This is a genomic window from Tumebacillus flagellatus (assembly GCF_000714935.1).
Lineage (GTDB): Bacteria > Bacillota > Bacilli > Tumebacillales > Tumebacillaceae > Tumebacillus > Tumebacillus flagellatus.
On sequence record NZ_JMIR01000016.1, the window covers coordinates 21,161 to 33,845 of the forward strand.

Genomic DNA, 12,685 nt, shown 5'->3' on the forward strand with positions numbered 1-12,685 from the left:
ATCTTCTTGGAAGTGCAGAAGCCGCGTGACCGTTCGTTTTTTTCCAACACATCATGAGGGGAGACTTGGAGATGGGAGATCAGGATGTGATTCTCTGGCTGTGTTCGACCCAGGGCGCGGGAGGCGTCAGCGTGCGGGCTCTGCACGATTATTTCGGCTCTTGGCAGGCCGTCTGGGCGGGAGATTGGGAAGAGATGTGGCGCGGGGCGGGGGTACGAAAAAACATCGCGCGCGCACTCGCAAAGAGCCGGGAAACATTTGACCCGGTTGCGTTTCGGAAGCTGTATGAACCGCAGGGCATCCGCTTCGTCAGCGTGCTGGACGGGGAATATCCCGAAGTGCTGCACCAGCTCTACGACCCGCCGGCGGGGGTGTTCATTTGGGGGGAGATTCCACCTACAGGAGACACTGCCCTGGGCGTGGTCGGCTCTCGCAACCCCACGGAATACGGCAGGCAAGTCGCTCGGAAACTGGTCGGGGAACTCGCTCCAAGAGGTCTCACGATCGTCTCGGGGTTTGCGCGGGGCATCGACACCGTGGCGCATCAAGCGGCGGTGCGCGCCGGGGGAAACACGATCGCCGTGCTCGGCAGCGGGCTTTTGAAACTCTACCCGCGCGAGAACCGGGGGTTGGCTCAAGCGATTGCAAACGGGCAGGGCTGTTTGCTGTCGGAACACCATCCGCTCATGGATGCGCGCCCCGGCAACTTTCCCGCCCGCAACCGCATCATCTCCGGACTTTCGCAAGGCGTTCTCGTCGTGGAAGCAGGAGAGCGAAGCGGCTCGCTGATCACGGCGGACCAAGCGCTGGAGCAAGGCCGCGACGTGTACGCGATTCCCGGATTGATCACGTCTGCCCAGAGCGTCGGCACGCACCGGTTGATCCAGCAAGGAGCCAAACTGGTGCAGACCGCGCAAGACATCCTCGAAGACTTCCATCTCCTCTCTGTCTCCTCACGGGAGACACCACTTTCCGTCCGTTCGGCTCGCCATTCGCACCTCCCGCCCAACCTTTCGCCTGAAGCTGTGCGAATCCTTGAAATCCTCGGCCCGTTTGAGCGTCATGTTGACGATCTGCTGCTGGGAACGGGGCTTCCGGCGGGCGTTTTGCACACGCAGCTGTTGCAGTTGCAATTTCTTGGAGTTGTGAATGCACTGCCGGGCGCTCGTTACATCCGATCTTGAAATTAATGACGAAAACGAATAAAGTGTTAGGCAGAGGAACACAAACTCCGTGACAAACCAACGGATACTGTGTAGTATATTGGTACATATTGCTTATAGCTGGCAGGTACCAATACATACTAAGGAAGAAAGGGGGAGAGAGTCGTGGCTGCAGACTACCTGGTCATTGTCGAGTCTCCGGCGAAAGCGAAGACCATCGGGAAGTATCTTGGCAAGAAATATGTCGTGAAAGCCTCGATGGGTCATGTCCGCGACCTGCCAAAGTCTCAGATTGGGGTCGATGTGGAGAGCGGCTTCTCTCCGAAATATATAACCATTCGTGGCAAAGGCGATGTGCTGAAGGAACTTCGCGACACCCGCAAGAAAGTCAAAAAAGTCTTTCTGGCGGCCGACCCTGATCGCGAAGGGGAAGCGATCGCCTGGCACCTGGCTCATATTCTGGATGTGGACACGGCGGGCGACTGCCGCGTCGTGTTCAACGAGATCACCAAGGACGCTGTCAAGGAAGCATTCAAGCAACCTCGTTCGATCAATATGAACCTCGTCAACGCCCAACAGGCGCGCCGAATTCTCGACCGCCTCGTCGGTTATCAAATCAGCCCATTATTATGGAAGAAAGTGAAAAAAGGGCTGTCGGCCGGCCGTGTGCAATCTGTTGCCTGCCGCCTGATCATCGACCGCGAAAACGAGATTCGCGAGTTCAAACCGGAAGAGTATTGGACACTCACTGCGAATTTCCAAGTGGACAAGTCCAAATTTGATGCCAGATTCCACGGGTTCGGAGAAGAAAAGCGCGACCTTACATCGGAATCAGACGTACAAGAAATCCTAAAAGCGGTGGAGGGCGCCGAGTACCGCGTCCACAGTGTCAAGCAGACGGAACGCCGCCGCAACCCGTCCGCTCCGTTTACCACTTCCACGCTGCAACAGGAAGCGGCCCGCAAGCTGAACTTCCGTGCGGCGAAGACGATGTCGCTCGCCCAGCAGCTCTATGAGGGCATCGACATCGGCGAAGAGGGCACTGTCGGTTTGATCACCTACATGCGTACCGACTCTGTCCGCATCTCGCCGATCGCGCAGGAAGAAGCGCGCGAGTACATCGTCGAAGAGTACGGCGCGGACTATTACCCGCCGGAAACTCGCAACTACAACACCAAGTCCAAGGGCGCACAAGAAGCGCACGAAGCGGTTCGCCCGACTTCCGTGCTCCGCCACCCGGACAAACTCAAGGAATTCCTCTCCCGCGACCAGCTCCGTCTCTACAAGCTGATTTGGGATCGCTTCGTCGCTTCGCAGATGTCCTCCGCCGTGCTCGACACGATGACGGTCGACATTCTGGCCGGCGACGTGAAATTCCGGGCGACCGGCTCCAAGATCAAGTTCCCCGGGTTTATGACCCTTTATATTGAAGGAACGGATGAAGGCAAGGAGGACGATGAGAAATTCCTCCCGCCGCTGGTCGAAAACCAAGCGTTGAAAACGCCTTCGCTTGATCCCAAGCAGCACTTTACGCAACCGCCGCCTCGTTACACCGAAGCGCGTCTCGTCAAAACGATGGAGGAGATCGGCATCGGCCGTCCGTCCACGTACGCGCCGACGTTGGAGACGATCCAAAAGCGCGGGTACGTGTTGCTGGAAGAGAAGCGCTTTGTTCCGACGGAGCTCGGGGAAATCGTCCACGAGATGATGGAAGAGTTCTTCCCGCAGATCATCGACGTCGATTTCACGGCGAACATGGAGCAGAACCTCGACGAAGTTGAGGAAGGCGACATCGACTGGGTGAAAGTGCTCAAGGAATTCTACGAGGATTTCGAGAAGGACTTGAAAGTCGCCGAAGAGGAGATGAAGCACGTCGTCCTCGAAGACGAAGTCTCCGATGTCGAGTGCGAGAAGTGCGGCAAACTGATGGTCTACAAGCACGGGCGCTTCGGCAAGTTCTTGGCATGCCCCGGCTTCCCGGATTGCCGCAACACCAAGCCGATCCTCAAGGAGATCGGAGTGGCGTGCCCGAAGTGCGCCGAGGGTCAACTCGTTGAGCGCCGAGGCAAACGCCGCCGCGTCTTCTACGGGTGCAACCACTACCCGGAGTGCGACTTTATCATCTGGGATCGCCCGGTTGGCAAAGCATGCCCGGAATGTTCGCAGCCGCTTGTGATCAAGCGTTCCGGCAAGGGCGAGGGCAAAGAAACGATCGTCTGCTCGTCCGCCGAATGCGGCCATAAGGAAGAAGTTGAAGCAACAGCAGAAAGCAAACAGGGCTCTTAGCAGCCCTGTGCTTTTTTCTGAGCAGGTATGTAGACAGGAGGAGTACATTCACCATGACGCAACCCATCACCGTCATCGGAGCGGGTCTCGCCGGTTCGGAAGCGGCTTGGCAAATCGCCAAGCGCGGCCATCAAGTCAACCTCTACGAGATGCGCCCCGTCCGCAAGACGGATGCTCATAAAACCGAAAACTTCGCAGAACTCGTCTGCTCGAACTCCTTGCGCGGAGCCTCGCTGACCAACGCCGTCGGCTTGCTCAAGGAAGAGATGCGCCGACTGGACTCGGTGATCATCACCTCCGCCGATCTGACAGCTGTGCCGGCGGGCGGCGCGCTGGCGGTCGACCGCGATACATTTTCCGAAAGCGTGACCGAGCGGGTGAAACACCACCCGAACATCAACGTCATTCGCGAAGAACTCACCGAGATTCCTGCGGACGGCATCGTGATCATCGCTTCCGGACCGTTGACGTCGCCGTCGCTCTCGAAAGCGATTGCCGACCTGACCGGCGAGGAGTATCTGTACTTCTACGACGCGGCGGCTCCGATCATCTCGAAGGACACCATCGATTTTGACAAAGTCTATGTCGCGTCCCGCTATGACAAAGGCGAGGCGGCGTACATCAACTGCCCGATGACGGAAGAGGAGTTCAACGCTTTTTATGAAGCCTTGATCTCCGCCGAAGTGGTGCAGCTCAAAGAATTCGAGAAGGAAGTGTTCTTTGAAGGGTGCATGCCGATTGAAGTCATGGCGAAGCGCGGCCGTCAGACGATGTTGTTCGGTCCGCTGAAGCCGGTCGGTCTTCCCGACCCGCGCACGGGCAAAACTCCGTTTGCCGTCGTGCAACTGCGCCAAGACAACGGGGCGGCGACGCTGTACAACATGGTCGGCTTCCAGACGCACTTGAAGTGGGGCGACCAGTCGCGCGTGTTCCGGATGATTCCGGGCCTAGAGAACGCGGAGATCGTGCGCTTCGGCGTGATGCACCGCAACACCTACATCAACTCGCCGAACTTCCTGCGTCCGACCTACCAGACCAAAGTGCGGGACAATTTGTTTTTTGCCGGGCAAATCACCGGTGTCGAAGGCTACGTCGAATCGGCGGCGGCAGGTCTCATCGCGGGGATCAACGCTTCCCGACTGGCAGAAGGTCTGGAACCGCTCGTCTTCCCGGACACGACGGCGATCGGGTCGCTCGCGCACTACATCACGCACACCTCTTCGAAAAACTTCCAGCCGATGAACGCGACGTTCGGCCTGTTGCCGGCGTTGGAAGGCAAGAAGATTCGCAACAAAGCCGAGAAGAACGAAAAAATCTCCGAGCGCGCTCTGTCCGCTCTTGCAGATTTTACGGCGACTCACGAACTGTAAACGCACGACCAAAGCGAGAAGGTGTTTCGAGGGGCTGTTCCTGAAACGCCTTTTCGCGTACTTGCATAATAGGATGATTTCATACATAGGGATGCAGGAAAGGCAGGGGAGAGCCGATGGAAGAACGGGTGGAGGAGCCGGTCGTTGATCTGCACTGGCCGGCGGAGATGGAGCACCAAGTCGACCTGTACATGCAGTATCTTGCCGTGGAGAAGCGCGTATCCGATCACACGCTCGACCACTACTTTTCCGACCTTGAGCAATTCATTGGTTTTTTGCTGCGGGAGGGGTTGGAGGAATTCGGGCGGGTGACGTACCTCGACGTCCGCACGTTCATGGGCCGTCTCAGCAAAACGCACGAAAAAAAATCAATCGCCCGCAAACTTTCCGCTTTGCGCTCGCTGTATGAGTTTTTGCGACGGGAGGGGTGGGTGGAGAAAAACCCGGCGAAGGAAGTCCGTTCTCCGAAACTGGAACGCAAGCTCCCGAATTTTCTCTATGCGGACGCCATGGAGCAGTTGCTGGGTGCTCCCGATACCTCCACGCCGCTTGGCTTGCGGGACAAAGCGCTGCTGGAAGTCCTGTATGCCTCTGGCGTGCGTGTCAGCGAGTTGGTGGCGCTCGACGTTTCCCACCTCGATTTGAGCCAAGGCATGGCGCTCGTATTCGGGAAGGGAGCCAAGGAGCGACTCGTCTTGCTTGGCAGCCAAGCCGTGAAAGCGCTGCAACACTACCTCGCCCACGGGCGTCCGTCGCTTTGGAACACGGCAGGGGGGGGTGCGGGGCAGGCGCTTTTTCTGAACAAAAACGGCACGAGATTATCTGACCGAAGCGTGCGACGAATTCTCGATAAATACGTAGTACTATGTGCGGGCCTGCAACACATCTCTCCGCACACCCTGCGGCACACGTTTGCCACACATCTGCTCGACAACGGCGCCGACCTGCGCGCCATTCAAGAACTGCTCGGGCACAGTTCGCTTTCCAGTACGCAGATCTACACGCACACGGCGCGTGAACACTTGGAGCGCGTGTACACACAAGCCCATCCGCGGGCCTAGTCAGAGAGGAGCCAATCAGATGAGCGCGAGTCAATTCCATTCCACGACGATCTTCGCTTGCCGACGCAACGGGCAAGCGGCGATGGCCGGCGACGGCCAAGTCACGTTTGGACAGAATATGGTCATGAAAAACGGAGCGAAGAAAGTTCGCCGCCTCTATCGCGGTGAAGTCGTCGCCGGATTTGCCGGGGCGGTTGCGGACGCTTTTACCCTGTTTGAGAAATTTGAAGGCAAACTGGAGGAGTTCCACGGCAACTTGCAACGGGCAGCCGTCGAACTCGCCAAGGAATGGCGCATGAACAAGATGATGCGCAACCTCGAAGCGATGCTGATCGTCATGAACCGCGACGCCCTCTTGCTCGTCTCCGGCAACGGGGAAGTGATTGAGCCGGACGACGACGTGATCGCGATCGGATCGGGCGGCAGCTTCGCGTTGGCGGCGGGCCGTGCTTTGATGCAACATACCGACTTGCCGGCGCGCGACGTGGCTCGAAACGCCCTGCAGATCGCCGCGGACATCTGTGTCTACACCAACGACAACATCATCGTCGAAGAGATCGGAGGGGAACGCCTGTGAGTAACCTTAACCTGACCCCGCGCCGGATCGTCGAAGAACTGGACCGCTACATCGTCGGCCAGAAAGCCGCCAAGAAAGCGGTCGCCGTGGCGCTGCGCAACCGTTATCGCCGCGCGTTGCTGGCCGACGACATCCGCGATGAAGTCACACCGAAAAACATCTTGATGATCGGTCCGACCGGCGTGGGCAAGACCGAGATCGCGCGCAGGCTGGCAAAGTTGGTCGGAGCGCCTTTTATCAAAGTGGAAGCGACGAAATTCACGGAAGTCGGCTATGTGGGGCGCGACGTGGAATCGATGGTGCGCGACTTGGTCGAGACGGCGATTCGCATCGTCAAGCAAGAGCGCATGGAATCCGTCAAGGAAAAAGCGAGCCGCCTCGCGGAAGACCGCCTCGTTTCCGTGTTGGTTCCCGACCCTGCAAAAACAAAAAATTTCAAAAACCCGTTAGAAATGCTCTTTAGTGGCAATGCTGGTATTCAACAAGACGAAAGCGCACAGGAATCTTATGAGATCCGCCAAAAGCGCAATGAGGTTCGTCAGAAGTTGGAGCGCGGCGAGTTGGAAGACCAGCTTGTCGAAGTGGAAGTCGAGGACAACTCTCCGGGCATGATGGACCTGCCGGGGATGGAAGGGATGGGCATGAACAACTTGCAGGAGATGCTGGGCAACATGATGCCCAAGCGCCGCAAGAAGCGCAAAGTCCAAGTCCGCGAAGCCCGCAAATTGCTGGCCCAAGAAGAAGCGCAAAAGCTGATCGACATGGACGACGTGACCACCGAAGCCGTCTACCGCGCCGAACAGTCGGGCATGATCTTCATCGATGAAATCGACAAGATCGCAGGCAAGGAGCGCGGCGGCGGCCCCGACGTGTCCCGCGAAGGCGTGCAACGCGACATCTTGCCGATCGTGGAAGGATCGACCGTGAACACCAAGTACGGCCCGGTCAAGACCGACCACATCCTGTTTGTCGCAGCCGGCGCTTTCCACATCTCCAAACCGAGCGACCTGATCCCGGAGCTGCAAGGACGCTTCCCGATCCGGGTCGAACTGACCTCTCTCACGGCGGACGATTTCCGCCGCATCCTCACCGAACCGCAAAACGCCCTGCTCAAGCAGTACGTAGCTTTGCTGGAGACAGAAGGCATCAAAGTCGAGTTCACCGAAGATGCGATTCAAAAACTCGCGGAGCTGGCAACGACGGTTAACCAAGAGACGGACAACATCGGGGCGCGGCGTTTGCACACCTTGTTGGAGAAGTTGCTGGAAGACCTCTCGTTTGAAGCCCCGGACGTGTTGCTGGAGAAAGTTGTGATCACTCCGGCATACGTACAAGAGAAATTGGAAGGAATCGTCAAGAACAAGGATCTCAGCCAGTTTATCCTGTAGCGTTATACAGGAGGGTACCAGGCTGTTATGGAATTGTTGAGCAAAACGCGGGTGATTAATAAGTTGTTGCAACGAGCTGAAGGCATGCGAGTGGGCTTTGAGGAATTGGTGGGAACGTTGCGGGATATCGTGTTCTGCAACGTGTTCCTGATCCATCCTGACGGAGCGGTGCTCGGTCACGCGCTGGCGGAGACGAGCGATTTCGTCCAACTGCCGCGCGACATCAACGGCGCGCACGCCGCCCCGCGCGACTTCGTGCAGCGCATGCAGCGCGAAGAACGCACGCTCATGAACATCCGGGAAGCCACCCCGTTTTGCGCGGCGGGCACCGGCGACACCTGCTGGACGATGATTCCGATCTCTTCAAGCAACGACCGCATCGGCACGCTGCTTTTGACGCGCCGCAGCGGGGAGTTCACCGAGGAAGACGTCGTGCTGGCGGAGTACAGCGCGACTGTGATCGGAATGGAGATGATGCGGCAGACACTCGACCGCCAGATCCAAGAAGGGCGCGAGCGTTCTGTTGTGCAGATGGCCGTTTCGTCGCTTTCTTACAGCGAGTTGGAAGCGGTCGATCACATCTTCGCCGAATTGAACGGCCGTGAAGGGTTGCTGGTGGCAAGCCGCATCGCCGACCGCGCGGGCATCACCCGTTCGGTGATCGTCAACGCGTTGCGCAAATTGGAAAGTGCAGGTGTTGTCGAAGCGAGATCGCTTGGCATGAAGGGGACGCACATCAAAATCCTCAACGAGAAATTAATGCCGATGCTGGAAGCGATCAAGTCCCGATAACCGTGTGACAGAATTCGTCATAAGAGGTCAAATAAAAAAGGAAGTCGCACCGAATGCGGCTTCCTTTTTTTATTTTTCATGTAAAAACGGCGAATTATAAGCAGGAAACTGTCGAAGCAGGGCGAAAGTCCCTAGTAATTCGACTTATTCGAGAATAAAATGGTGAATGTTGGTTTGAACGACTTGTCGTAATATGCAGGATTTTCGTGTATCGCATCGAAATGAAATACGATAAAATTACTAACGATAGGGTGATGATGAATGTCTTTGCTGGATACCCGTTCGATCACCTTGCTTGAGCGAACTCTTGACGCATCTTCTCTGCGCCAAAAAGTGTTGTCTAACAACATTGCCAATATCGACACACCGAATTTCAAGCGCAGCGATGTCTCGTTCCAAGAGGCGTTGTCGAACGCGCTGTCGCCGGGCGACACGTTGGAGGGGCGCATCACCGACCCTCGTCATATTCAAATCAATTCGACAAACCTCGACGATGTGAAGCCGACGGTGTTTCAAGAGAACACCACTTCGCTTCGCACCGACGGAAACAACGTCGACATTGACGCGGAGATGACCAACCTCGCCGAGAACCAAATTCTCTACAACACCATGACGCAGCAGATCAACTCGAAATTTGGGATTCTGAAATACGCAATCAGTGAAGGGAAGAGATAAGCATGGGGATGTTTGACAGCATTAACATAGCAGCATCCGGTTTGACCGCGCAGCGGTTGCGTCTTGACGTCATCTCTTCGAACATCGCAAACGCCAACACCACGCGCGGCGTGGACGGTCAGCCGTACCGCCGTCAGATCGTGACGTTTGGCGAACGCATGGCTCCGAGTTTCCAAGACGCGTTGAGCAGTCAGTTGCAAGCGCCGAGCCAAGGCGTGCGCGTGACGGAGATTTCCCGGGACAACACACCGTTTAAACTGGTGTACGATCCGAGTCATCCGGACGCGGTGAAAGACCCGAACTCCCCGATGTATGGTTACGTTCAAATGCCGAATGTTGACATCTCAACGGAAATGGTCGATATGATCTCGGCGTCCCGTTCCTATGAAGCCAACATCACGGCGATCAACTCTGCAAAATCGATGGCGCTCAAGGCGCTTGAGATCGGCAAATAAGAGGGGAGCTTCCTAGATGATTAACTCTGTATCCAATCTGCTTCCGGTCAGTGGGACGAGCTCTGTGCAATCCCTTCAAGCCGCCGATGCCAAGAAAACCGCGGGAAGCTCGTTTTCGGACTTTCTGAACCAAGCGATGGAAGAAGTGAACACGGAACAGCTGCAGGCGGACAAGATGACCGCGCTGGCAGCGGCGGGACAAGTTCCCGATCTGCACAGCGTGATGATCGCGACCGAGAAAGTCACGATTTCCTTCCAACTTGGCGTCCAGATTCGCAACAAAGCGCTGGAATCGTACCAAGAGATCATGAGAATGCAGATGTAACGTGATTTTGGGCGTAAGAAGTGATGACGGGGTGACATTGTGAACCAACAGATCAAAGCACTAATAGAAAAACTCACAGGTTACTGGAAAAACCTTCAGAAACACCAGCGCCGGAACCTGCTTATCGTCGCTGTGCTGTTCGTTCTAACGGTGGCCTTTCTGAGCTGGTTCGCATTGCGACCGAATTACCAAACAGTCTTGGTCAATCAAGCTCCCGCCTCACTCGGCGAAGTGACCACCAAGTTGGACGAACTGAAGATTCCTTATAAAACCGCAGGCGACTCCGTCTCCGTGCCGGAACAGTACGTCGATGAAGCGCGGATGAAACTCGCGATGGCCAACCTCCCGAGCACAGGCGCGTCCGGGTACTCGGTGTTTGACAACCAAACCCTCGGGATGACCGAGAACGAGTTCAACGTCCGCACCAAGCAAGCGATCGAGACCCAGATTCAAAATTCGATCCTCACGCTCAAGGGTGTTCGAGAAGCGCGAGTCAATGTCGTAATGCCGGAGCAGAAGTTGTTCGTCACCCAACAGCAAGACAACGCCAAAGCTTCTGTCGTCGTGTTGCTGGACCAGGGTGTCAAACTTTCCTCCGAACAAGTGATGGGGATTCAACAGCTGGTGTCTCATTCCGTTCCGAACCTGTCGCCGCAAAACATCTCGCTGGTCGACCAGAACGGCGCCCGCCTGCTGGACGAAACTGGACAGCCGATTCCGGACGGCACGTCGAATCCGCAATTGACCAAACAACAAGTGATCCAGAACCAAGTGGAAAACGAAGCTAAGAATAGAATTCGGGATTCTTTGGAGCGGTTGGTCGGTCTTGGCAATGTGGAAGTTGTCGTACATGCCAACTTAAACTTCGACCAAAAAACTTGGAAGACGCACAACGTAAGCCCGATGAAAGACAGCAACACCGGGGCGGTCGTCTCCGAACACAACATCTCCGAAGAAAACCAAGGCACCTCGGGTGCTTCCGGCACACCGGGCACAACCACCGGCGATCCGGGCGCAACGCCGACGGGAAAAGCGACAGACAGTGGCAGCACTACTTCGTCCAAGAAGGAGTCCACGATCAACCGCGATTGGGACACTTACGACGAGAACGGTCAATCCGCACCGTACGAAGTGAACTCCTACACGGTTTCCGTCTTGATCAACAACGAACAGTTGGTGAAGGACCGCGAAGCGGACATCCGAAAGTTTGTCTCAACTGCCATCGGGGCAAGCAACGACGGAACGGCCGACACGCAAATCACCATCACCGGCGGGACGTTCCAAGCACCGGCCAACCCGTTTGCCTCCACCACCGCGTGGTACAAACAACCGTGGTTCCTCGGAGCTCTGTCTGCAGCGCTTGTGTTGCTGGGCGGCGGTGTGTACATGTTCTCTCGTCGACGCAAGGTGGCAGAAGTTCCGGTTCTGGAAAAACCGCGCGTTACCGATGTGGGTGCCGTCGTAGAAGAAACCGAAAACGCGAAGATGAAAAAGCAATTGGAGAAACTGGCTGGACAAAAGCCGGAAGAATTTGTCAACCTGTTGCGTACTTGGTTGGTAGAAGAGTAGGAGTGACATGCTTGTGGCACGACAACAGAAACTATCTGGTCGTCAAAAGGCCGCCGTGCTGCTGGTCTCTTTGGGTCCTGAAATTGCGTCCAAAGTATTCCAACATTTACGTGAAGACGAAATTGAGCAATTGACTTTGGAGATCGCCAACGTGCGCAAGATCGAGTTCGAACAGCGCGAAGACGTGCTGGAAGAGTTCCACTCGATCGTACAAGCCCAAGAGTTCATCGCCCAAGGCGGGATTGAATACGCCAAGGATGTCTTGGAGAAAGCGCTCGGGTCGCAAAAAGCTCTCGAAGTGATCAACCGCTTAACGGCTTCGCTTCAAGTTAGACCGTTCGATTTCGCCCGCAAAGCGGATCCGAATCAAATCCTCAACTTTATCCAAAACGAGCACCCGCAAACCATCGCGTTGGTGCTCTCCTATCTCGATCCGCAACAGGCGGCGATGATCCTCTCGGCGCTTCCGCAAGACCACCAAGCGGATGTCGCTCGACGCATCGCGTTGATGGATCGAACTTCTCCGGAAGTCATCTCGCAAGTCGAGCGCGTGCTGGAGAACAAACTTTCCCAGATGTCGTTGCACGACTTTTCCTCAGGCGGCGGGATCGACGCTATCGTACAGGTGCTCAACGGGGTCGACCGTTCCACCGAGAAGACGATCCTCGAATCGCTGGAACTGCAAGATCCTGAACTGGCAGAAGAGATCAAGAAACGCATGTTCGTCTTCGAAGACATCGTCAACATCGACAACCGGTCCATTCAGCGAGTCATCCGCGATGTCGAAACCCAAGACCTCGCCTTGGCACTCAAAGTGGCGAGCGAGGAAGTGCAGGAAGTCATCTTCCGCAACATGTCCAAGCGCATGGTGGAAACCTTCAAGCAAGACATGGAATTCATGGGGCCTGTTCGACTTCGCGATGTCGAAGAAGCACAGCAACGCATCGTAGGCATCATCCGCCGCCTCGAAGAGAGCGGCGAGATCGTGATCGCCCGCGGTGGAGGAGACGATATCATTGTCTAA

The 12,685-nt window shown here is 56.2% G+C and carries 12 protein-coding genes; all 12 read left to right on the forward strand.

The genetic code is table 11. The features are described 5' to 3' along the window. The first annotated feature begins 71 nt into the window (after positions 1-71). The 12 genes from dprA (at position 72) to fliG (ending at position 12,685) form a co-directional block, all read left to right on the forward strand. Positions 72-1,184 carry a DNA-processing protein DprA gene (dprA, locus tag EL26_RS11900; RefSeq protein ID WP_052036293.1) on the forward strand — a complete coding sequence of 371 codons (1,113 nt, stop codon included), beginning with the start codon at positions 72-74 and terminating at the stop codon, positions 1,182-1,184. Between the two features lie 144 nt (positions 1,185-1,328). Next, the gene (topA, locus tag EL26_RS11905; RefSeq protein ID WP_038088810.1) at positions 1,329-3,449 is read left to right on the forward strand and encodes a type I DNA topoisomerase; all 2,121 of its coding nucleotides are present in this window, start codon (positions 1,329-1,331) and stop codon (positions 3,447-3,449) included. Positions 3,450-3,502: 53 nt separating this feature from the next. Beyond that, positions 3,503-4,819 carry an FADH(2)-oxidizing methylenetetrahydrofolate--tRNA-(uracil(54)-C(5))-methyltransferase TrmFO gene (gene trmFO, locus EL26_RS11910; protein WP_038088816.1) on the forward strand — a complete coding sequence of 439 codons (1,317 nt, stop codon included), beginning with the start codon at positions 3,503-3,505 and terminating at the stop codon, positions 4,817-4,819. Positions 4,820-4,935: 116 nt separating this feature from the next. Beyond that, positions 4,936-5,880, forward strand: coding sequence for a tyrosine recombinase XerC (xerC, locus tag EL26_RS11915; RefSeq protein WP_338010855.1), 945 nt, complete (start codon positions 4,936-4,938; stop codon positions 5,878-5,880). Between the two features lie 19 nt (positions 5,881-5,899). Next, positions 5,900-6,457, forward strand: a complete 558-nt coding sequence (gene hslV / locus EL26_RS11920; protein ID WP_038088819.1) for an ATP-dependent protease subunit HslV — start codon at positions 5,900-5,902, stop codon at positions 6,455-6,457. Continuing rightward, entirely contained in the window at positions 6,454-7,845 is a 1,392-nt protein-coding gene (gene hslU, locus EL26_RS11925; RefSeq protein ID WP_038088821.1) for an ATP-dependent protease ATPase subunit HslU, read from the forward strand. Before hslV ends, hslU begins: the two co-directional genes overlap by 4 nt. 27 nt (positions 7,846-7,872) lie before the next feature. Further along, positions 7,873-8,637, forward strand: coding sequence for a GTP-sensing pleiotropic transcriptional regulator CodY (gene codY, locus EL26_RS11930; RefSeq protein WP_038088827.1), 765 nt, complete (start codon positions 7,873-7,875; stop codon positions 8,635-8,637). A gap of 261 nt (positions 8,638-8,898) precedes the next feature. Further along, the gene (flgB, locus tag EL26_RS11935) at positions 8,899-9,312 is read left to right on the forward strand and encodes a flagellar basal body rod protein FlgB (RefSeq protein WP_038088831.1); all 414 of its coding nucleotides are present in this window, start codon (positions 8,899-8,901) and stop codon (positions 9,310-9,312) included. Between the two features lie 2 nt (positions 9,313-9,314). Beyond that, the gene (gene flgC, locus EL26_RS11940) at positions 9,315-9,767 is read left to right on the forward strand and encodes a flagellar basal body rod protein FlgC (protein WP_038088834.1); all 453 of its coding nucleotides are present in this window, start codon (positions 9,315-9,317) and stop codon (positions 9,765-9,767) included. A gap of 16 nt (positions 9,768-9,783) precedes the next feature. Continuing rightward, positions 9,784-10,092: a flagellar hook-basal body complex protein FliE gene (gene fliE / locus EL26_RS11945; RefSeq protein WP_038088837.1), complete on the forward strand. Its 309-nt coding sequence runs from the start codon at positions 9,784-9,786 to the stop codon at positions 10,090-10,092. A gap of 39 nt (positions 10,093-10,131) precedes the next feature. Beyond that, complete coding sequence (fliF, locus tag EL26_RS11950) at positions 10,132-11,661, forward strand: flagellar basal-body MS-ring/collar protein FliF (protein ID WP_038088840.1); 1,530 nt, start codon at positions 10,132-10,134, stop codon at positions 11,659-11,661. Positions 11,662-11,674: 13 nt separating this feature from the next. After that, a complete protein-coding gene (gene fliG / locus EL26_RS11955; protein WP_420802062.1) occupies positions 11,675-12,685 on the forward strand; it encodes a flagellar motor switch protein FliG in 1,011 nt (336 codons plus the stop codon).